This is a genomic window from Rhodopseudomonas pseudopalustris (assembly GCF_900110435.1).
Lineage (GTDB): Bacteria > Pseudomonadota > Alphaproteobacteria > Rhizobiales > Xanthobacteraceae > Rhodopseudomonas > Rhodopseudomonas pseudopalustris.
The window spans coordinates 44,068-64,359 of sequence record NZ_FODT01000005.1 but is presented as its reverse complement, the minus strand read 5'-3'; the positions used below and the strand labels follow the sequence as shown (position 1 = coordinate 64,359).

Annotated in this window: 19 protein-coding genes; 4 read left to right on the top strand and 15 right to left on the bottom strand. The window is 64.6% G+C overall.

Annotated elements, in window-relative coordinates:
- Positions 1-52 precede the first annotated feature (52 nt).
- The 4 genes from BMY71_RS11310 to coaD are packed head-to-tail and all read right to left on the bottom strand — an operon-like array spanning position 53 to position 2,035.
- Positions 53-520 (bottom strand): peptidylprolyl isomerase, encoded by a 468-nt coding sequence (locus tag BMY71_RS11310; protein ID WP_011503009.1) that lies wholly within the window; start codon positions 518-520, stop codon positions 53-55.
- A complete protein-coding gene (locus BMY71_RS11305; protein WP_092683807.1) occupies positions 496-939 on the bottom strand; it encodes an energy transducer TonB in 444 nt (147 codons plus the stop codon). Before BMY71_RS11305 ends, BMY71_RS11310 begins: the two co-directional genes overlap by 25 nt.
- A gap of 9 nt (positions 940-948) precedes the next feature.
- On the bottom strand, positions 949-1,512 hold the full coding sequence (locus BMY71_RS11300; protein WP_092683805.1) for a peptidylprolyl isomerase: 564 nt from the start codon (positions 1,510-1,512) through the stop codon (positions 949-951).
- Between the two features lie 25 nt (positions 1,513-1,537).
- Complete coding sequence (gene coaD, locus BMY71_RS11295) at positions 1,538-2,035, bottom strand: pantetheine-phosphate adenylyltransferase (protein WP_092683803.1); 498 nt, start codon at positions 2,033-2,035, stop codon at positions 1,538-1,540.
- A 309-nt stretch (positions 2,036-2,344) separates the two neighbouring features.
- Between coaD and BMY71_RS11290 the strand changes: the two genes are divergently transcribed.
- Positions 2,345-2,602 carry a hypothetical protein gene (locus tag BMY71_RS11290; RefSeq protein ID WP_011503005.1) on the top strand — a complete coding sequence of 86 codons (258 nt, stop codon included), beginning with the start codon at positions 2,345-2,347 and terminating at the stop codon, positions 2,600-2,602.
- 122 nt (positions 2,603-2,724) lie between these two features.
- Here BMY71_RS11290 and gyrA read toward each other — a convergent pair whose 3' ends face one another.
- From gyrA to dusB, 9 genes are all read right to left on the bottom strand, one after another.
- Complete coding sequence (gene gyrA / locus BMY71_RS11285; protein WP_092683801.1) at positions 2,725-5,478, bottom strand: DNA gyrase subunit A; 2,754 nt, start codon at positions 5,476-5,478, stop codon at positions 2,725-2,727.
- A gap of 180 nt (positions 5,479-5,658) precedes the next feature.
- The gene (gene hflX, locus BMY71_RS11280) at positions 5,659-7,032 is read right to left on the bottom strand and encodes a GTPase HflX (RefSeq protein WP_092683799.1); all 1,374 of its coding nucleotides are present in this window, start codon (positions 7,030-7,032) and stop codon (positions 5,659-5,661) included.
- 11 nt (positions 7,033-7,043) lie between these two features.
- On the bottom strand, positions 7,044-7,292 hold the full coding sequence (hfq, locus tag BMY71_RS11275; RefSeq protein ID WP_006020546.1) for an RNA chaperone Hfq: 249 nt from the start codon (positions 7,290-7,292) through the stop codon (positions 7,044-7,046).
- Positions 7,293-7,471: 179 nt separating this feature from the next.
- Complete coding sequence (locus BMY71_RS11270; protein ID WP_092683797.1) at positions 7,472-8,329, bottom strand: D-amino-acid transaminase; 858 nt, start codon at positions 8,327-8,329, stop codon at positions 7,472-7,474.
- Positions 8,330-8,365: 36 nt separating this feature from the next.
- On the bottom strand, positions 8,366-9,733 hold the full coding sequence (gene ntrX / locus BMY71_RS11265; RefSeq protein ID WP_011503001.1) for a nitrogen assimilation response regulator NtrX: 1,368 nt from the start codon (positions 9,731-9,733) through the stop codon (positions 8,366-8,368).
- Between the two features lie 18 nt (positions 9,734-9,751).
- Positions 9,752-12,040 (bottom strand): sensor histidine kinase NtrY-like, encoded by a 2,289-nt coding sequence (locus BMY71_RS11260; RefSeq protein WP_092683795.1) that lies wholly within the window; start codon positions 12,038-12,040, stop codon positions 9,752-9,754.
- Between the two features lie 155 nt (positions 12,041-12,195).
- Positions 12,196-13,638, bottom strand: a complete 1,443-nt coding sequence (gene ntrC / locus BMY71_RS11255) for a nitrogen regulation protein NR(I) (RefSeq protein ID WP_092683793.1) — start codon at positions 13,636-13,638, stop codon at positions 12,196-12,198.
- Between the two features lie 9 nt (positions 13,639-13,647).
- Positions 13,648-14,820 carry a two-component system sensor histidine kinase NtrB gene (locus BMY71_RS11250; protein WP_092683791.1) on the bottom strand — a complete coding sequence of 391 codons (1,173 nt, stop codon included), beginning with the start codon at positions 14,818-14,820 and terminating at the stop codon, positions 13,648-13,650.
- Complete coding sequence (gene dusB / locus BMY71_RS11245) at positions 14,817-15,878, bottom strand: tRNA dihydrouridine synthase DusB (protein ID WP_011502997.1); 1,062 nt, start codon at positions 15,876-15,878, stop codon at positions 14,817-14,819. Before dusB ends, BMY71_RS11250 begins: the two co-directional genes overlap by 4 nt.
- A gap of 200 nt (positions 15,879-16,078) precedes the next feature.
- Between dusB and BMY71_RS11240 the strand changes: the two genes are divergently transcribed.
- Positions 16,079-17,275 (top strand): bifunctional 2-C-methyl-D-erythritol 4-phosphate cytidylyltransferase/2-C-methyl-D-erythritol 2,4-cyclodiphosphate synthase, encoded by a 1,197-nt coding sequence (locus tag BMY71_RS11240; protein ID WP_092683789.1) that lies wholly within the window; start codon positions 16,079-16,081, stop codon positions 17,273-17,275.
- Between the two features lies 1 nt (position 17,276).
- Complete coding sequence (locus tag BMY71_RS11235) at positions 17,277-17,903, top strand: CinA family protein (protein WP_011502995.1); 627 nt, start codon at positions 17,277-17,279, stop codon at positions 17,901-17,903.
- 108 nt (positions 17,904-18,011) lie between these two features.
- On the opposite strand, the gene BMY71_RS11230 is transcribed toward BMY71_RS11235, so the two are convergent.
- Both BMY71_RS11230 and lipA read right to left on the bottom strand, forming a co-directional pair.
- Positions 18,012-18,485, bottom strand: coding sequence for a type II toxin-antitoxin system RatA family toxin (locus BMY71_RS11230; protein ID WP_011502994.1), 474 nt, complete (start codon positions 18,483-18,485; stop codon positions 18,012-18,014).
- 10 nt (positions 18,486-18,495) lie between these two features.
- The gene (gene lipA / locus BMY71_RS11225; RefSeq protein WP_011502993.1) at positions 18,496-19,455 is read right to left on the bottom strand and encodes a lipoyl synthase; all 960 of its coding nucleotides are present in this window, start codon (positions 19,453-19,455) and stop codon (positions 18,496-18,498) included.
- A gap of 145 nt (positions 19,456-19,600) precedes the next feature.
- On the opposite strand from lipA, the gene BMY71_RS11220 reads away from it, so the two are divergent.
- Positions 19,601-20,212: a DNA-3-methyladenine glycosylase gene (locus BMY71_RS11220; protein ID WP_092683787.1), complete on the top strand. Its 612-nt coding sequence runs from the start codon at positions 19,601-19,603 to the stop codon at positions 20,210-20,212.
- Positions 20,213-20,292 lie beyond the last annotated feature (80 nt).

Below are 20,292 nucleotides of genomic sequence, written 5' to 3'. Positions count from 1 at the left end.
TGCCCGGGTCAAGCCCGGGCATGACACCTTTCTTGCTGAGGCCGTCCGCGGATCAGGCCGCTGCGTCGGCAGCGATCTGCGCCTTGACGATCTTGTCCGGGTTCTGCACCGGCTCGCCGCGCTTGATCTTGTCGACGTTCTCCATGCCCTCGATCACCTTGCCCCACACCGTGTACTGGTTGTCGAGGAAGCGGGCGTCGTCGAAGCAGATGAAAAACTGGCTGTCGCCGGAATCCGGGCTGGCGGCGCGCGCCATCGAGGCGGTGCCACGAACATGCGGCTCCTTGTTGAACTCGGCCTTGAGCTTTTTGCCCGAGCCGCCGGTGCCGGTGCCCTGCGGGCAGCCGGTCTGGGCCATGAAGCCCTCGATCACCCGATGAAACACGATGCCGTCGTAAAAGCCCTCGCGCACCAGTTCCTTGATGCGGGCGACGTGGTTCGGCGCCAGATCGGGGCGAAGCTCGATCTTGACGGCGCCCTGCGTGGTTTCGAGGATCAGGATGTTCTCGTTGTCAGCCATGCTCTCTTCTCGTTTGGTTTGGGAAGTGTTCTGCGATCGTCGAACCGCAGCGTGAAGGGGCGTCCGGCGACGGCGTTGCCCATGCTCTTCGTGAATGGCAAGGGCGTGCACCGTTGCAAAGTTTCCATCACCGCGATCCGATAGACAAGACTGTCGGCCCCCGGCGTATTCGCACTCTCGAAGGTGATCCGCGGCTTGCCGAGGATCTCGCCGTCGCGCTTGAAGCTCACCAGCACCGTGATCTGCATGCCGGGATCGCCCGGCGTGAGCTGAGGCGGACGCCAGCATTGTTTCAGCGCCGCGAATAACTCGTTCAGATTGTCGATCGGCGTAGCCTGCGCAAGCGCAACCCGGCTCGATAGGCCGATCGCGACAGCGATCAACACCGCCGCGACAGCAACCTGTCGGCGCGGCGGCATTGTGGCCGGTTACTTTGCGTCAGCGGCGACCTGGACCTTGACCATCTTGTCGGGGTCGGTCACCGAGCCGCCGGGCGAGCCAGCCGAGGCCTTCTTCAGCTTGTCGACGACGTCCATGCCGGACACCACTTCGCCGATCACCGTGTACTGCCCATTCAGGCTCGGGCCGTCGTCGAACATGATGAAGAACTGCGCGTTGGCGGTGTCGACGCTGTCGCCGCGGCGGGCCATGCCGACGATGCCGCGCTTGAACGGCACCTTGGAAAACTCCTGCTTCAGATTCGGATATTTCGAACCGCCGGTGCCGTTGAAGTTCTGGCCGTCCCCGGTTTGCGCCATGAAGCCGGCCATTACGCGGTGGAACGGCACGTTGTTGTAAAAGCCGTCGCGGGCGAGCTGCTTGATCCGCTCGGCGTGCTGCGGAGCGATGTCCGGCCGGAGCTGGATCACGATGCGACCCTTGGTGCTGTCGATGACGATGGCGTTCTGCTTGTCGAGGCTGGCGGGAAGCGGCTGCGCCAGCGCGGGCAGCGCGAACACCAGCGCGGCGATGATGCCCATCAAACGGATCATGGAAACTCCGAATTGGAAAAGCCGGCTAGCCGGCGAATTTGGATTTCAGGCTCGCCGCGACGTCCGGCGGCACGAAGGCGGAGACGTCGCCGCCCATGGCAGCGATTTGCCGTACCAGTGTGGCGGTGATCGGGCGTACCCCGACCGAGGCCGGCACAAACACGGTGTGGATCTCCGGCGCCATCGTCTCGTTCATGCCGGCGATCTGCATTTCGTAGTCGAGATCAGTGCCGTCGCGAAGGCCGCGGATCATGAGGGTGGCGCCGACCTGCTGCGCCGAGGTGACCGTGAGATTGTCGTAAGTGGTGCAATCGAACGCACAGCCGGCCGCATTCGCGACCGGCTCGAACACCGATTTTACCATCATCAGCCGCTCCTCCGTCGTGAACAGCGGCTTTTTGCCTGGATGAATTCCGATCGCGACCACCAGCCTGTCGCACAACGCGACCGCGTGGCGGACGACGTCGAGGTGGCCGTTGGTGACGGGGTCGAAGGAACCGGGATACAGCGCGATACGGGACATACTTCCGTCTAGCGCGGCGGCAGGACGGCCGCAAGCCGATCTGGTTCCAGCCGGATCCGGCATTTTATTTCACTGGACGGATCGAACCGAAAGCGGGGTTGGCGCGTCTGTCTCAGGAGAGCTGAGCCGCTGAAAACATGATGGTTTTTAGCGAATTGTTTCACGGAACTTTGCCGGAGAAACAAACCCCCTCAGCGACGAAACCTGAATTAGGCGGGAAGAAGACATTCTGAAACCAGGCTTGGGTAAACCCGCGACATTGGGAAGCGACAATAACCGGGTCAAAAGGCCCGCCGACAGGGGTCCGTCATGATCAAGGCTCTTTCCGCAGTTGCCATTGCCGCGTTCGTGGCTGCTGCCCTCACCATTCTCCCGGGTTTTGCCCCGCGGGTCGAAGCCAGCGTTCCGGTCGCGCTCGCCAAGGCTGACCGGCTGGACATCCGCGCGCTCGGCTCCAATTGCTCGGAACAGGCCTGGCCGAACTTCGAGCCGTCCTGCCTGCGGAACGCGGAAAGTCGCAAAGCCCCGGTGCGCCAAGCCCGCTTGGTCACCGCGGAACGTCCGTAAGGTTTTTGCGTTAGCATCTCAGAACCACCCAAGCGCTATCCCTCCAGGAGCGCTCTTCGAAGGCCCCCGGTGTGCCCGCCGGGGGCCTTTCGATTCGTGGAAGCGAGTTTCCCGGCGGCCAATCAGCCGCCGTTGCCGTTTTCGGCCTCCTCAGCCTCCGGAATGTGCTCGACCGAGACCACTTTTTCGTCATCGGCGGTGTCGAACACGATCACGCCCTGGGTCGAGCGGCCGGCAACGCGGATGCCCTCGACCGGGCAGCGGATCAATTGACCGTTATCGGTCACCAGCATGATCTGGTCCGAATCCTCGACCGGGAAGGACGCCACCAGCTTGCCGTTGCGGTTGTTGACCGACATCGCGCCGATGCCTTTGCCGCCGCGGCCTGTTGTGCGGTACTCGAACGACGACGTGCGCTTGCCGTAGCCGTTCTCGGAGATCGTCAACACGAACTGCTCGGACGCCGACATCTCGGCGTAGCGATCCGACGACAGCGCAGTCAGGCCCTCCGCCTCCTCGCTCTCGGCCTCCGCCGTCACCTCGGAGACCTCGGACACATCGGTATCCTCCCCGATCGCAGCGCGTCGGAACGCGCCGGATTGCTTGAGATAGGTCGTGCGCTCCGCTGGCGTCGCCTCGAAATGGCGCAGGATACAGAGCGAAATCACCTTGTCGCCGGAAGCCAACGCAATGCCGCGAACACCCATCGAGGTGCGGCCCGTGAACACCCGGACGTCGGGCACCGGGAAGCGGATGCACTGGCCGCCGGCGGCGGTCAGCAGCACGTCGTCGCGCTCGGTACAGATCTGGACGTCGACGATCGCCTCGCCGTCGTCGAGCTTCATCGCGATGATGCCAGAGCGGCGCACATCGACGAAGTCGGACAGCTTGTTGCGGCGAACATTGCCGCCGGTGGTCGCGAACATCACGTCGAGCGCGGCCCAGGACTGTTCATCCTCGGGCAACGGCATGATCGTGGTGATGCGCTCGCCCTGCTCCAGCGGCAGAATGTTGATCAGCGCCTTGCCGCGGCCGTTCGGCGGCGCGATCGGCAGCCGCCAGACCTTTTCCTTGTAGACCTGGCCGCGCGACGAGAAGAACAGCACCGGCGTGTGCGTCGAGGCGACGAACAGGCGGCTGACGAAATCCTCCTCGCGGGTCGCCATGCCGGAGCGGCCTTTGCCGCCGCGGCGTTGAGCGCGGTAGGTCGAGAGCGGCACGCGCTTGACGTAGCCGGCGTGCGACACCGTCACCACCATGTCCTCGCGCTGAATCAGGTCCTCGTCTTCGACCTCGCCTTCCTGCTCGATGATCATGGTCTTGCGCGGCGTGGCGAATTCCGTCTTCACCGCGATCAGTTCATCCTTGACGATGGTCTGCACCCGCGCCCGCGAACGCAGGATGTCGAGATAGTCGGCGATCTCGAGGGCGAGCTTGTCGAGCTCTTCGGAGATTTCCTCGCGGCCCAGCGCCGTCAGGCGCTGCAGCCGCAGATCGAGAATCGCCTTGGCCTGCTCGAACGACAGCCGCGCGGTGCCGTCTTCATTGAGCTTGTGCCGCGGATCATCGATCAGCGTGATCATCGCCGCGACGTCGGCCGCCGGCCAGTCGCGCGACATCAGGGTTTCGCGCGCCGTGTTCGGATCGGGCGAATTGCGGATGACGCGGATCATCTCGTCGATATTCGCCACCGCGATCGCGAGACCGACAAGGATATGGGCGCGGTCGCGCGCCTTGCCGAGGAGATATTTGGTCCGCCGGGTCACCACCTGTTCGCGGAACGCGACGAACAGCGTCAGCAGATCCCTGAGGTTCATCAAATGCGGACGGCCGGCATCCAGCGCCACCATATTGGCGCCGAAATTGGTCTGCAGCGGCGTGAAGCGGTAGAGCTGATTCAACACCACGTCCGGCACCGCGTCGCGCCGCAGTTCGATCACGACCCGGAAACCGTCGCGGTCGGACTCGTCACGCAGATCGGAGATGCCCTCGATCTTCTTCTCGCGCACCAGCTCGGCGATCCGCTCGACCATGGTGGCCTTGTTCACCTGGTACGGGATCTCCGAAACGATGATCGCCTCGCGGTCCTTACGGACGGTCTCGATCTCGACCTTGCCGCGCATCACGATCGAACCGCGGCCGCTGTGGTAGGCGAGACGGATGCCGGCCCGGCCGAGAATGATGCCGCCGGTCGGGAAGTCCGGTCCCGGAATGATGTTGATCAGATCGTCAATGCCGAGCGCCGGATCTTCGATCAGCGCGATGCAGGCGTCGATCACTTCGCCGAGATTGTGCGGCGGAATGTTGGTCGCCATGCCGACGGCGATGCCGCCGGCGCCGTTGACGAGAAGGTTGGGGAACTTCGCCGGTAGAACCCGCGGCTCGCGGAACGAGCCGTCGTAGTTGTCCTGGTAGTCGACCGTATCCTTGTCGAGATCGTCGAGCAGCAATTGCGCGATCTTGGTCAACCGCGATTCGGTGTATCGCATCGCGGCCGGCGCGTCGCCGTCGACGGAGCCGAAATTGCCCTGACCGTCGATCAGCGGCACGCGCATGGAAAAGTCTTGCGCCATGCGCACCATCGCGTCGTAGACCGACTGGTCGCCGTGCGGGTGATACTTACCGATGACGTCGCCGACGGTGCGCGCCGACTTCCGGTACGGCTTATTCCACTCGAACCCGTTCTCGTACATACCGAACAGAATCCGGCGATGCACCGGCTTCAATCCGTCACGCGCATCCGGCAGCGCACGCGCTACGATCACGCTCATCGCGTAATCGAGATAGCTGCGCTTCATCTCGTCGAGAATGGATATGGGGCGGATATCCGAGGGCGCCTTGGGCTCCCCGGGCTTCTCGTCGTCTTTGTCGGACAAGGGTGGTTTCCGGTCAGATTCTGATAAGAATCATATAGCGCATCGAGGTCGCGCAAGCCACCCTCGCCCGCCCCTTTTCGCGGCTTTTTCCCGCCTATTTTCCAATGACTTAACCGGGGTTTCGAGGGAGGCCTCGTCCGCTCTCGCGGAGCCGCCGGAAACGCCGGCCGCGCGGCCTGCTCAGTCGTCGCGCGGCACTGCCTTGAAACGCTCGACGACGATGTCGCGCTTGGTCTCGTCGACCCGCACCGTCATCGTATAGCTGCCGTCCTGGAGTTCCTTGGAGAGCACTTCGGCGTTGCGATGCAGCCAGCTCACGCCGGCGCCGTCGGCGGCGTCGATGGTCAGATCGAGCACCGTGCGCGCCATCGCCAACCGTTGCTCGATCGCCAGCAGAACGTCGTCGACCCCCTCGCCGCTCACCGCCGACACCAGGAAGCACGGATGATCGGGCGATCGCCGCCCCGCGATGTTGCGAAGCTCATCGAGCTGCTCCGGCTCGAAACGATCGATCTTGTTCCAGATTTCGAGAATCCGGCCGCTGTCGGCCTCGACGCCGAGCTGACGCAGCACCGCATCGACATCGCGGTCCTGTGCTTCGGCGTCCTCATGCGCGATGTCGCGGACGTGCAGGATCAGATCCGCTTCCAGCACTTCCTCCAGCGTCGCGCGGAACGCCGCAACGAGCTGCGTCGGCAGATTGCTGATGAAGCCAACCGTGTCCGAGAGCATCGCCTTGCCGCCATGCGGAAGGCTGAGCGCGCGCAACGTCGGATCGAGCGTCGCGAACAGCATGTCGGCAGCCTGGACGTCGGCCCGGGTCAGCCGATTGAACAGCGTCGATTTGCCGGCATTGGTGTAGCCGACCAGAGCGACGACGCGATACGGCACGCGCTGCCGGCCGGCGCGATGCAGCCGCCGTGTCGCTTGCACCTTCTTCAGCTCGTTCTCGAGTCGCGTGATGCGATCGCCGATCAGCCGGCGGTCGGCTTCGATCTGGGTCTCACCGGGGCCGCCCATGAAGCCGAAGCCGCCGCGCTGGCGTTCGAGATGGGTCCACGACCGCACCAGCCGCGAGCGCTGATAGTTCAGATGCGCCAGCTCGACCTGCAGCGAGCCTTCCTTGGTCTTGGCGCGACGACCGAAGATTTCCAGAATCAGCCCGGTGCGATCGAGCACCTTGGCGCTCCAGGCCTTCTCCAGATTACGCTGCTGGATCGGCGACAGCGCACAATCCATCACCACGAGGTCGGCTTCGTGGCCTTTGATGATCCCGAGGATTTCCTCGACCTTGCCCTTGCCGAGATAGGTCGCCGGTCGGATCTGGCTGATCGGTGTCAGCACCGCCTCGGCGATCTCCAGATCGATGGCGCGCGCGAGCCCCGCCGCCTCGTCGAGGCGGGCGTCGCTGTCACGAATTGCACGGACGCTGGCGGCATCGGGGTCGGTCTTGCGCACACGAAGGTACGGCCCGACGACGATCACTCGCCCGGTTTGCCCATCTGCTGCCGACCGCGGGCGGTCGGAGCCCCCGTCAAAGGTCCGGGGTTCCAATCAGTGCCGTCTCAAGCTGGTGCATCCTCGCCGCCCTCGAACAACTGGATCGGCGCACCGGGCATGATCGTCGAGATCGCGTGCTTGTAGACCAGCTGCGAATGGCCATCGCGCCGCAGTAACAGGCAAAAATTATCGAACCAGGTGACAATGCCTTGCAACTTGACTCCGTTCACCAGGAAGATCGTCAGAGGAGTCTTCGTTTTTCGAACATGGTTCAGGAAGGTGTCTTGTAGGTTTTGTGCGCGGTCTGCCGCCATTTTTATTCCCGCAATTGGAATGGGTATTTTCTTGCCGAAATGCGTCTCTCTGCGGAGCTCCATTTCGGTTGTCAGTTCCCCTGAGATCCCCCTCCGGAAACTGACGGAGAGATTAGACGGCACGCGTGCTTTTTAGGCAAGCAGCTAAATCGGAAGCTGTGCCGCGTTGGCTGCAAAAATCAGGAAAAGGCCGAAAAGCGATGGAATTGCTCGCGCAGGCGGCGAGCCACCGGCCCCGGCTTGCCACTTCCGATCGCATGACCATCGATCGTGACCACCGGCATCACGATCATGCTCGACGCAGTGATGAACGCTTCCGCTGCGTCAACCGCCTCGGCCGGCGTGAACGGACGTTCCTCGAAGCGGATCTGCAGCGCCTCCAGCGCTTCGATCAGAACGCCTCGGGTGACCCCGGACAAAATGCCGGAGCTGTCCGGGCGCGTCACCACACGCCCCTCTTTGGTGACGATCCAGGCGTTGCTCGACGAGCCTTCGGTCACGAAGCCGTCGCCGTCGACGTACCACGCCTCATAGGCGCCGGCCTCGCGCGCCGCCTGTTTCGCCAGCACGTTCGGCAGCAGCGCCGTTGATTTGATGTCGACCCGCGGCCAGCGATTCTCCGGAACGGTGATCACCTTGATACCGCGCGCCGCATTGGCGGCGCCCTTGGCCGGGTCGATCGTCCGCGCGGTCACCACGACGCTCGGCCTCACCGGCTTCAGCGGAAATCCATGATCGCGTCGGGCCACGCCACGACTGATCTGCAGATAGACGATGCCGAAACGAACACGATTGCGCCGCACCACCTCGTGCAGGATCACCGCCAGCGACGACAGCGGCATCGGCAGCGCGATCCGCAGTTCGCGCAGTGATCGCTGCAACCGTGTCAGGTGCCGCGGCATGTCGACGAGCTTGCCGGTCCGCACCTCGCAGACTTCGTAAACCCCGTCGGCGAATTGATAGCCGCGGTCTTCGATGTTCACGCTGGCGTCGCGCATGTCCTGGTAACGGCCGTTCACATAGGCGATGCGCGACATCAAACAGATCCGGTGGTGCGTTCAGATGGACGATGCTCAGCCGACGCCGAGCGCCTTGAGCTTGCGATGCAGCGCCGAGCGCTCCATGCCGACGAACTCGGCGGTGCGCGAGATGTTGCCCGAGAACCGGCTGATCTGCGCGATCAGATAATCGCGCTCGAACACTTCGCGGGCCTCGCGCAGCGGCAGGCCCATGATGTGCTCGCCATTGTTGCCGGTCGGCATCGTCGGCACCATCGAGCCGACGTCTTGCGGCAGCATGTCGGCAGTGATCACCGAGTCGGGTCCGCCGCCGGCGAGAATCATCACGCGCTCGACGTTGTTGCGGAGCTGGCGGACGTTGCCGGGCCAGACATGCGACTGCAGCACCGCCATCGCGTCCTGCCCGATCTGACGTTTCGGCAGGCCGGTCGCCGCCGAAATCTGCTCCATGAAGTATTCGATCAATTCGGGGATATCCTCGCGCCGCTCCGACAGCGGCGGCACCCGGATCGGCACCACCGACAGACGATGATACAAATCCTCGCGGAAGCGTCCTTCCGCGATCTCCTCTTCGAGATTGCGCGCAGTCGACGAGACAATACGGACGTCGACATTGACCTTGGCGGTGCCGCCCGAGCGCTGGAAGGTCTGCTCGACCAGCACACGCAGAATCTTGTTCTGGGTCTCGCGCGGCATGTCGGCGATTTCGTCGATGAACAGCGTGCCGCCATGCGCTTCTTCCAGCGCGCCCGCCTTGCGCGGATGCTCGCCGTTCGGCTCGACGCCGAACAGCTCGACCTCCATTCGCTCCGGCGTGATCGCGGCGGCGTTGATCACCACGAACGGGCCGTCGGTGCGGCCCGAGGCGTTGTGCAGCGTGCGAGCGGCGAGTTCCTTGCCGGCGCCTGACGGGCCGACGATCAGGATGCGGCTGTTGGCCTTGGCGGCGCGCTCGATGGTCTGGCGGAGCTGATTCATGCAGGCGGAGCGGCCCATCAGCGTCGAGGCGGACGGCGCCTGCTGCTTCAACTCGCGCACTTCGCGTTTGAGCCGCGAAGTCTCAAGCGCCCGTGTCGCCACCAGGATCAGCCGGTCGGACTTGAACGGCTTCTCGATGAAGTCGTAGGCGCCGCGCTTGATCGCAGCCACCGCGGTTTCGATGTTGCCGTGGCCGGAGATCATCACCACTGGAACTTCGGCGTGATCCTTCTTGATCTGTTCGAGCAACTGCAGGCCGTCGAGCTTGCTGCCCTGCAGCCAGATGTCGAGGAAGATCAGGTTCGGACGACGATTCGAGATTTCCGCCAGCGCGGAATCGCTGTCCCGCGCGGTGCGCGTGGTGAAGCCTTCGTCCTCGAGAATCCCGGCGACGAGATCGCGAATGTCCGCCTCGTCGTCAACGATCAGGATGTCATTAGCCATGTGTCACGCCTGTCAATGTCAACCGCTGCTCGCAGCTTCTATTCTTGGTTCGTTGCCGACTTTGCTTTTTGGTTCACCGGCTGGCGGTGCCACGGGTTGCCCGGACATCGCGAATCGCAATCGCATCCAGGCGCCGCGTTGCCCGGGCCTGATATCGGATGCGTCGTTGAGTTCGATTCCCCCGCCGTGATCCACCAGCACCCGCCCGACGATCGCGAGCCCGAGTCCGGTGCCCTTCTCGCGCGTCGTCACGTAGGGTTCGAGCAGCCGCGAGCGGCTTTGTTTGGGCAGGCCGATGCCGTTGTCGATCACATCGATCACGACGTCTTCGCCGTCGCGCGCCGCGACCACTTCGATCTTGCCCTTGCCGAGTTCCTCGGGCGGCACGGCCTCGATCGCTTCGGTCGCGTTCTTGATGATGTTGGTCAGCGCCTGCGAAATCAGGCGGCGGTCGAACCGCGCCCGCAGCGGATCGTCCTTGATCTCTGCTTCGATGTCGACGTCGGGATGCCCGACGCGCATCAGGAACACGACTTGACGAATGGTGTCGGCGACATCCTCGCCCTCGATCACCGGCTTCGGCATCCGCGCGAAGCGCGAGAATTCGTCGACCATGCGCCGGATGTCGTCGACCTGGCGGACGATGGTGTCGGTGCACTGCTCGAAGATGCCCTTGTCTTCGATGATCACCTTGCCGAACTTGCGCTTGATCCGCTCCGCCGAGAGCTGGATCGGCGTCAGCGGGTTCTTGATCTCGTGTGCGATCCGGCGAGCGACATCGCCCCAGGCGGAGGTCCGCTGCGCCGAGACCAGCTCGGTGATATCATCGAGGGTGATGATGTAGCTGTCCCGCGTATGGCCGGTCTGCTCGGCCGTGACCCGCACCGACAGGATGCGCTCGCGGCCGTCGCGGGTGATGGTGATCTGCCCCTGCACCAGCCGTTGCGCGCCGTCGCAGGCAGCCGCCATCATCTCGTCGAGTTCGGGAAGAACCTCGGACAGCGGATGGCCGAGCGTTTCCGACTCCGAATGCCCGATCAGCTTCTCCGCCGAACGGTTGAGAATGCCGATGCTGAGCGAACCGTCGACGCCGATGATGCCGGCGCTGGCCGACGACAGCACCGCCTCGATGAAACGGCGGCGGCTGTCGATCAGGTCGCTGGCGCTGACCAGCTCGTCGCGCTGGGTGCGCAGTTCCTTGGTCATCTTGTTGAAGGTCTCGCCGAGTTGCGAGAGATCGCCTTCGGACTTGAACACCGGAACCTGCACGTGCAGATCGCCGGTCGAGACCATCTTGGCCGCGCCCATCAGGCGGCGGATCGGCGCCACCAGCCAATTGGCGAAGTTCAACCCGATCAGCACCGACGACATCAGCACCGTCAGCGCGATCACCGTGAACATCAGCGCGAACGCCACCTGCACGCCGAGCCGGCGCGCTTCGATCTCGGCATATTCAGCGACGCTGGCCTGGGTCTGCCGCAGCTGCGCCACCACCCGCGGGTCGAGCAGCCGGGCGACATAAAGGAAGGTGTCGTCGAAACTCTTCAGCCGGATCACCGCGGCGACGTAGTTGGCCTCGATGAACACGGCGATCTGCGGCTCGGTGTCGTCGACATTGCCGAGAAACTCGGGCGCAGGAGTATCGAAATCGCGCTGGATGCCGGTCTGCGCCGATTCCAGGATATTGCGGTCCTTATCGATCAGCATCGCGCCGGGAAGATTGCGCGACGCCGCATTGGTGGTGAGGAATTCGCGGAACGACTTGCGGTCCTGATCGAACAGCGGTCGGGCATGTGAGATGTCGCTCGCCATGCCGAGAATATCGCCGCGGATCAGCTGGCCGTGCTCATGCAGATAGGCGTTGGCGACGATCAGCGAGTTCTGGATCACCGCGCGGGTCGGCCCGGAGAACAGCCGGTCGAGGCCGCGGTCCAGCGTGACGTTGGCCACGATCGACACCAGCGCCGCCGGCAGCGCCGCGATCACCGAAAACAGGCTGACGATCTGGACATGCAGCCGCGCCGCTGCCCGGCCCCGACGCCGGGCCTGGATAATTTTCCAGACTTCGCCGGCAATGATCGCCACCAGCAGCAGAACAGTGGCGGCGTTGATCAGCAGGAACGTCACCACGACGTCCCGGGTCGGTGAGATCGGCGCCAGCCCGGTCAGGACGACGAACGTCAGAAACGCCGACAGCAGCGCCACGCCCACGGCGATCGGCGGCAACAGCCTACGCCACGTCGCCGTGCGCGGCTCGGCGATCGACGGGTCGTCAACGGTTTGGGTCGACGTCTCTGCGCTGGTCATCTGGCAATAATCAATGAATGCGACGGGCCGCCGCAGCCGAGCTAGCGGTGATGCATTCCTACAACATTGTTGCTCAATTGCGACAATATCGCGGCGTGCCGCCCACAACACCTCGGGCGACTACGCGGTCCACAGGCAAAGAAACCGCCGAACGGTCAACCGCCGGTCCGATAAACCTGAATATCGAGGTCCCGGATCTTCTTCCGCAGCGTATTGCGGTTGAGCCCGAGCAGATCGGCAGCCCGAATCTGGTTGCCACGGGTGGCCGCCAAAGCGGCGGTCAATAGCGGCACCTCGATCTCGCGCAGCACGCGATGGTAGAGGCCCGGCGGCGGCACGCCATTCGGGAAACCCGAAAAATGTGACGACAGGTACATTTCGACCGCGCCACCGAGATTATCGACGGTGTGGGCGACGCTGCCGCCGGACACGACGGCCGGGGGCGCCAGCTCGCCATCGATCACCGAAGCGGTGATGACGTCCTGCGGGTAAAGTGCCGCGAGACGCCGCGCCAGATTCTCCAGTTCGCGGACGTTGCCCGGCCAGCGATGCTGCTTCAGCCGCTCCAGCGCTGCGCTGTCGAGCTTCTTGGCCGGCAGCCCATCCTTTTCTGCCAGCGCAAAGAAGTGCCGCACCAGATCGGGAAGGTCCTCGATGTGTTCGCGCAGCGGCGGCAGCCGAAGCGGCACGACGTTAAGGCGGAAGAAAAGATCCTCGCGGAAAAGGCCCTGCTGGATCAGGATTCGCAGGTCCTTGTTGGAGGCGGCGACGATCCGGACGTCGGTCTTGATCGGGGTGCGGCCGCCGACGGTGGTGTATTCGCCCTGCTGCAGCACCCGCAGCAGACGTGTCTGCGCTTCCATCGGCATGTCGCCGATCTCGTCGAGAAACAGGGTGCCGCCCTCGGCCTGCTCGAACCGCCCGGAGGCGCGGGTGTTGGCGCCGGTGAACGCGCCGCGCTCGTGGCCGAACAATTCCGACTCGATCAAGTCGCGCGGGATCGCCGCCATGTTGACCGCGACGAACGGGCCGTTGCGGCGCTTGCCATAGTCGTGCAGCGCCCGCGCCACCAATTCCTTACCGGTGCCGGATTCGCCCGAGATCATCACGGTGAGATCGGTCTGCATCAGCCGCGCCAGCACGCGGTAGATTTCCTGCATCGCCGGCGAGCGGCCGACCAACGGGATCGAGTCGAATTCGTTTTCGTCGGTCTGGTTGCTGGAGCGTTCTTTCGGTTCGGCCAGCGCGCGGCCGACAATCGCAATCAGCTCCTTGAGATCGAAAGGCTTCGGCAGGTACTCGTAGGCGCCCTTCTCCGACGCGCGGATCGCGGTCATGAAAGTGTTCTGTGCGCTCATCACGATGACCGGCAGGTTCGGCCGCATCTTCTTGATCCGCGGCAGCAGGTCGAAGGCGTTCTCGTCCGGCATCACCACGTCGGTGATCACCAGATCGCCCTCTCCCTGGCTGACCCAGCGCCACAGCGTCGCCGCGTTGCCGGTCAGCCGCACCTCGTATCCGGCGCGCGACAGCGCCTGGTTGAGCACCGTCCGGATGGCGGTGTCGTCATCAGCGACAAGAATACTACCTGCGGGCATTGCTAGTCCTCATCTTGCAGTCTGAGAGGCATGGGATGACGCCGGCACGTCCTCGCCGTTGCTTTGATTGCCGTTCTTCGCCGTGCTGAACATCGGCAGCAGCACGCGGAACGAGGTCTTGCGTGGCTGCGATTCACACTCGATGATTCCGCCGTGATCGCCGACGATCTTGGCGACCAGCGCGAGCCCGAGCCCGGATCCCGACGCCTTGGTGGTGACGAACGGATCGAACAGATTCGGCAACAGGTCTTCCGGCACGCCGGGACCGTTGTCCTTGACGCAGAATTCCAGCGGCAGTGACACACGAGTCTTTTTGCCCGGCACCGACAGCCGCACGCCGGGACGAAACGCGGTCGTGAGATGAATCTCGGCGTCGCTCCCGAGATCGACCACGGCTTCGGCGGCGTTCTTCACCAGGTTGAGAAACACCTGAATCAGCTGATCCTGATTGGCGAGCACCGGCGGCAGCGACGGGTCGTAGTCCTCGACGAATTTGATGTTGCGTGCGAAGCCGGACTGCGCCAGCCGTTTGACGTGATCGAACACGGAATGAATGTTGACCGGCCCGCGCGCCACCGGGCGGTCGTCGCCGAACACTTCCATGCGATCGACCAGGGTGACGATGCGGTCGGCCTCGTCGCAGATCAGCCGCGTCAGCATCCGATCTTCCGACGACGCCTGCTGCTCGAGCAGTTGCGCCGCGCCGCGGATGCCGGACAGCGGGTTTTTGATCTCGTGCGCGAGCATCGCCGCCAGCGCGATCACCGAGCGCGCGGCGCTGCGATGGGTGAGCTGCCGGTCCATCTTGTCCGCGATGGTACGCTCCTGCAGCATCACGACAATATGCCCCGGACGCTCGTTCAGCGGCGCGACGTGCAGATCGACCTGGCGATCGGAACCGATCCGCGGCGTGCCGAGATCGACCTTGTACTCGTTGACCGGCGAATTGCCGCTGCGGACCTGGTCAATCAGCGCCAGGAGCGGACTGCCGAACGGCACCAGCTCTGTCAGCGATTGCCGCCGTAAGAGCTGCGTCGAAATCTCGAAGAACGATTCCGCCGCCATGTTGGCATCGATGATCTTGCCGTCCGGCCCGATCAGCAGCACGGGATTGGGCAGCGCGTTGAGGATCGCATCGCTTTCGGTCGGCTTGGCGTGGCGCTGTTCAAGGAACACGGTCATGCTGCGGCTCTCCAGGCGAAATCGTCGTAGGCATCGGCAAGCGCACGATGCACACGGACCGGATTTTCCTCGGTCAGGATCTGGGCCCGCCAACTTTTCAGCGCCGCCGGCGGCGCGCCGCTCGCCGCTGCGGCGACGTCGAGCGACCAGCCGAGATGCTTGCGAGCGTGGCGCAGCCCAATGCGTTGTCCGTACAAACTCAGCACGCCGTCATAGAGGCTGCGGAGATAGTCGAACTGTTCGGCGAGCGACGGCATCGCCTCGGCGATCCCGGTCTGCAGCCGCCGGCCGATCTGGCCCGGCAGCCAGGGCTGCCCCTGCGCACCGCGGCCGATCATTACCGCGTCGGCGCCGGACTGGTCGAGCGCTTCGACCGCCATGTGATACGTCGTAATATCGCCGTTGACGACCAGTGGAATGCTGATCGCCTCGCGAACGGCGCGGACCGCGCGCCAGTCGGCCTCGCCTTTGTAGAACTGACTGCGGGTGCGGCCGTGAACCGTCACTAATTGGACGCCGGCGGCCTCAGCCCGCCGCGCCAATTCCGGCGCGTTGAGCGAGCGCTCATCCCAGCCGAGCCGCATCTTCAGCGTCACCGGCACGCGCACTGCGTCGATCGTGGCCTCGATCAGCGTCAGTGCGTGATCGAGATCACGCATCAACGCCGAGCCGGATTGGCCGCCGGTCACATGCCGCGCCGGGCAGCCCATATTGATGTCGATGATGTCGGCGCCGCCCGCCTCAGCGATCCGGGCGCCTTCCGCCATCCAGTGCGGTTCGCAGCCGGCGAGCTGGACAACGTGCGGGGCACCGTCGATGGCGTCGCAGCGGCGGACCGACATTGCGCGCCCCTGGACAAGGTCTTCGCTCGCGGTCATCTCGGACACCACCAATCCGGCCCCGAGAGCTGCGACCTGTTTGCGGAAAGGAGCGTCGGTAATGCCGGACATCGGCGCCAGCAGCACCCGATTGGCCACCGCAATATTGCCAATCCTCAAAGCCGGCAAAGCTGTTACTGTTGGGTGGATCACAAGCTGCTCATTCTGTCGCCACCGCATGATTGCGACTGGCCTAGCTCAATGTTTGAGCATGTTATGCCATTGCCTACAGTTTAGCCAGTAATTGCAGACATGCAAGTGCATTGCAGCAATTCCCTCCTGTGGGAGAAGACGGAAACATGCTGAATCCACGCCGGTCGTGGTAAGGGCTGTCCACCACGCTTCCAATTCCAACTTTCAGTAAGCTGATCCCGACACCTATGCCGAATCCCCCCCGCACTGCCGCCATCATCGTCGCCGCCGGCCGCGGCCTCCGCGCAGGCGCGGGCGGCCCCAAGCAATACCGAACGCTGGCCGGCCGACCGGTTATCGCACGTGCTTTGCAGCCGTTTTGCACTCACCCGGAGGTGTTTGCGGTCCAGCCGGTGACTAACCCGGACGACACCGCGATCTTCAACGACGCCGTGACAGGCCTGAACTTCCGTCCCGCGGTCGGCGGCGGCGCGACCCGACAGGGCTCGGTTCGCGCCGGGCTGGAGGCGCTGGCGGAGTTGAACCCTGACATCGTGCTGATCCACGACGCAGCGCGTCCCTTTGTCACGCCCGATCTGATCTCGCGCGCGATCGTCGCCGCAGGTCAGACCGGCGCCGCGCTGCCGGTCGTCGCGATCAACGACACCGTCAAGCAGATCAACGCCGAAGGCTGCGTCGAGGCGACGCCGGACCGCGCGCGGTTGCGAATCGCGCAGACCCCGCAGGCGTTCCGCTTCGACGTCATCCTCGATGCGCATCGCCGCGCCGCGCGCGACGGCCGCGACGATTTCACCGACGACGCCGCGATCGCCGAGTGGGCAGGATTGACGGTCTCAACCTTTGAAGGCGATGCTGCCAACATGAAACTGACGACGCCGGACGATTTCATCCGCGAAGAGAGTCGCCTCACCGCGCTGCTCGGCGACATCCGCACGGGCACCGGCTACGACGTTCACGCCTTCGGCGACGGCGATCACGTCTGGCTGTGCGGGCTGAAGGTGCCGCACAATCGCGGCTTCCTTGCGCATTCCGATGGTGACGTCGGCTTGCACGCGCTGGTCGACGCGATCCTCGGCGCGCTGGCGGACGGCGACATCGGCTCGCACTTCCCGCCGACCGATCCGCAATGGAAGGGCGCGGCCTCCGACAAGTTCTTGAAGTACGCGGTCGAGCGTGTCGCCGCGCGCGGCGGCCGCATCGCCAATCTCGAAGTGACGATGATCTGCGAACGGCCGAAGATCGGCCCGCTGCGCGAGGCGATGCGCGCCAGGATCGCCGAGATCACCGGGCTTACCGTGTCGCGCATCGCGGTCAAGGCCACCACCAGCGAAAGGCTCGGCTTCACCGGGCGCGAGGAAGGCATCGCCGCCACCGCGTCCGCCACCATCCGGCTGCCCTGGGGCGCCGAAGGACTGGCCGGCTGAGATGAGCAGCAACGACGCCCGTGCCCTCGCCCGCGCGTTGCTCGACCTTTGCCGCTCGCGCAAACTCACCATCGCGACGGCTGAATCCTGCACCGGCGGCCTGGTCGCCGGCGCGCTCACCGACATTCCCGGCTCGTCGGACGTGATCGACCGCGGCTTCGTCACCTATTCGAATGAAGCCAAACACGCGATGCTCGGCGTCGACACCGCGACGCTTGCGACCTTCGGCGCGGTCAGCAAGGAAACCGCGCTGGCGATGGCGGTCGGCGCACTGGAGAATGCCGACGTCGATCTCGCAGTGTCGATCACCGGCATCGCCGGTCCAGGCGGCGCGACCCCCGGCAAACCGGTCGGGCTGGTGCATTTCGCGGTCGCTGCGCGCGACGGCAGGATCGCGCATCGTGAGCAGCGATTCGGCGCGATCGGCCGCAGCAACGTGCGACAGCGCTCGGTGGTGGAAGCGCTGCGGATGCTGCTGGACGTCGCCCGCGGCCCGAAGCCGGCACCGAAAACAAAGCGCGCGCCGGCCGCCGACTTGCACAAGCGCGTCGCCCGCTCGCCACGACGCGCGGCGGCGAAACGGCCTCAGCCGAAGAAGGCGGTCAAGCCGAAGCCGGACAAGACGTAGTCCGGCGACCACCTCCGCCATTGCGAGCGGCGCAAAGCAATCGAGACGACGTGTGCAGCCTGGATTGCTCCGCGGCTTCGCTCCTCGCTACGAGGGAGCAAACATCAATCAAACCCGGGACAGCTTCGGGGCGCCGCCATAGACCTGATCGGCGCGAGTCTCGAACGCCTCGGCGAAGCGATGGAACGCGGTATCGAACATCGCCCCCATCAGCGTCGCCAGAATCCGGCTCTTGAACTCGTAGGCGATGAAAAAGCCGACGTCGCAGGCGCGCTCGGTCTTCGCCACGAAGGTCCAGCGATTTTCGAGATTGCTGAACGGACCCTGCAGATACTCGACCAGGATCTTCAGATTGGCGCGGTCGAGCGTGACGCGGCTGGTGAAGGTCTCCTGCACCAGCTTGAACGACACCGTCATGTCGGCGATCACCACTTCGGTGCCGTCATCCTGCACCGTGCGCTGGCGGATCCGCAGCGCCTTGCACAGCGGCACGAATAGCGGATAGCGCTCGACGTCGGCGACGAGGTCGAACATCTGTTCCGCACTGTGCGGCACCCGGCGCTTGCTGGAAAATTGCGGCATCGTCCCGGACTCAGCGCGACAGCGCCGCGCGCGCCGCCCGCAGCTTGGCGAAATCGTCGCCGGCATGGTGCGAGGAGCGCGTCATCGGGCTCGCCGACACCATCAGAAAGCCCTTGGCATAGGCGGTCTTGCCGTAGCCGCCGAACTCGTCCGGCGTGACATAGCGCATCACCGCGTGATGCTTGCGGGTCGGCTGCAGATACTGCCCGATGGTGAGGAAATCGACCTCGGCGGAGCGCAGATCGTCCATCACCTGCAGCACTTCGTGGCGCTCCTCGCCGAGCCCGACCATGATGCCGGATTTGGTGAAGATCGTGGGGTCGAGTTCCTTCACCCGCTGCAGCAGCCGGATCGAATGGAAGTAGCGCGCGCCGGGCCGCACCGAGAGATAGCGCGACGGCACGGTTTCCAGATTGTGGTTGAACACGTCTGGCTTGGCGGCGACCACGACGTCCAGCGCGCCGTCCTTGCGCAAGAAGTCCGGCGTCAGAATCTCGATCGTGGTGGTTGGGCAATGCTCGCGCACCGCCCGGATCGTCGCGGCGAAATGCGCCGCGCCGCCGTCGGCGAGATCGTCGCGATCGACCGAGGTGATCACCAGATGCTCCAGGCCGAGCTTGCGGGTGGCCTCGGCGACATAGGCCGGCTCGTTCGGATCGAGCGCGCCGGGGAGCCCGGTCTTGACGTTGCAGAACGCGCAAGCCCGGGTGCAGGTGTCCCCCATGATCATGAAGGTCGCGTGCTTCTTGTCCCAGCACTCGCCGATATTCGGGCAGCCGGCCTCCTCGCACACTGTAACGAGGCCGTTTTCCTTGACGATCGAACGCGTCTCGCCGTAGCCGCGGGTGGTCGGGGCCCGGACGCGAATCCAGTCCGGCTTCTTCGGCGACAGCGAATCCGGGCGCGCCGCCTTCTCCGGATGCCGGGGGCGGACGGGCGTGGATGAGACCGTATCGACGAGAACGACCATGCTGGATCCGGTTGCGCGAGAACCCTACCTAATCCGCCCGCCAGCGTCCCGCAACCCGCCCGGCTTGCTGGCGGTTATCCCTTGGAATAATGCTGAAATTCCGATCAACGCGCCCCGCGCATCATCCGATCCGCCCAGTGAATCGATGGCCCGCTCCCGTGTTCCGGCCGCTGCGTCGCCCGCCAAGCTCGGTCCGCTGCTGAGCCGCCGCTTCTTCGCCCGCAGCGTCCACGAGGTCGCGCCCGAACTGATCGGCGCGACGTTGCTGGTCGCAGGCGTCGGCGGCCTCATCGTCGAGGTCGAGGCCTATCACCACACCGACCCGGCGGCGCATTCCTATGGCGGCGAGACCCCGCGCAATCGCGTGATGTTCGGGCCGCCGGGCTTTGCCTATGTCTACCGCTCCTATGGCATCCATTGGTGCGTGAACTTCGTCTGCGAAGCCGAAGGCTCCGCCAGCGCCGTTTTGATCCGGGCGCTGGCGCCGACCCATGGGCTCGGCGTGATGCGCAAGCACCGCGGCCTCGACGACGAGCGCAGTCTCTGTTCAGGCCCCGGCAAGCTCACCCAGGCGCTCGGCATCACCATCGCCCACAACGGCGCGCCGCTGGATATAGAACCGTTCGCGATCCATCGGCGAACCGTCGAGCCCGACATCGTCACCGGCCCGCGCATCGGCATCAGCAAGGCGATCGAGCTGCCGTGGCGCTATGGGCTGAAGGGCTCGCGGTTTCTGAGCAAGGCCCTTCCAGGTTGATGGCTGAATCTGACGTTCCCGATCCACCCAGGGCCGGGTCTGACACAGACTCCAGCCCGGGATTTTGCAAGTCATAGGCC

Bases quoted from the DNA above. Each gene is read 5' to 3' on its own strand.
- BMY71_RS11310 (WP_011503009.1), bottom strand. From the start codon at position 520: ATGGCTGACAACGAGAACATCCTGATCCTCGAAACCACGCAGGGCGCC.
- BMY71_RS11305 (WP_092683807.1), bottom strand. From the start codon at position 939: ATGCCGCCGCGCCGACAGGTTGCTGTCGCGGCGGTGTTGATCGCTGTC.
- BMY71_RS11300 (WP_092683805.1), bottom strand. From the start codon at position 1,512: ATGATCCGTTTGATGGGCATCATCGCCGCGCTGGTGTTCGCGCTGCCC.
- coaD (WP_092683803.1), bottom strand. From the start codon at position 2,035: ATGTCCCGTATCGCGCTGTATCCCGGTTCCTTCGACCCCGTCACCAAC.
- BMY71_RS11290 (WP_011503005.1), top strand. From the start codon at position 2,345: ATGATCAAGGCTCTTTCCGCAGTTGCCATTGCCGCGTTCGTGGCTGCT.
- hfq (WP_006020546.1), bottom strand. From the start codon at position 7,292: ATGGCGGCAGACCGCGCACAAAACCTACAAGACACCTTCCTGAACCAT.
- BMY71_RS11270 (WP_092683797.1), bottom strand. From the start codon at position 8,329: ATGTCGCGCATCGCCTATGTGAACGGCCGTTACCAGGACATGCGCGAC.
- ntrX (WP_011503001.1), bottom strand. From the start codon at position 9,733: ATGGCTAATGACATCCTGATCGTTGACGACGAGGCGGACATTCGCGAT.
- BMY71_RS11260 (WP_092683795.1), bottom strand. From the start codon at position 12,040: ATGACCAGCGCAGAGACGTCGACCCAAACCGTTGACGACCCGTCGATC.
- ntrC (WP_092683793.1), bottom strand. From the start codon at position 13,638: ATGCCCGCAGGTAGTATTCTTGTCGCTGATGACGACACCGCCATCCGG.
- BMY71_RS11250 (WP_092683791.1), bottom strand. From the start codon at position 14,820: ATGACCGTGTTCCTTGAACAGCGCCACGCCAAGCCGACCGAAAGCGAT.
- dusB (WP_011502997.1), bottom strand. From the start codon at position 15,878: ATGCGGTGGCGACAGAATGAGCAGCTTGTGATCCACCCAACAGTAACA.
- BMY71_RS11240 (WP_092683789.1), top strand. From the start codon at position 16,079: ATGCCGAATCCCCCCCGCACTGCCGCCATCATCGTCGCCGCCGGCCGC.
- BMY71_RS11235 (WP_011502995.1), top strand. From the start codon at position 17,277: ATGAGCAGCAACGACGCCCGTGCCCTCGCCCGCGCGTTGCTCGACCTT.
- BMY71_RS11230 (WP_011502994.1), bottom strand. From the start codon at position 18,485: ATGCCGCAATTTTCCAGCAAGCGCCGGGTGCCGCACAGTGCGGAACAG.
- lipA (WP_011502993.1), bottom strand. From the start codon at position 19,455: ATGGTCGTTCTCGTCGATACGGTCTCATCCACGCCCGTCCGCCCCCGG.
- BMY71_RS11220 (WP_092683787.1), top strand. From the start codon at position 19,601: ATGGCCCGCTCCCGTGTTCCGGCCGCTGCGTCGCCCGCCAAGCTCGGT.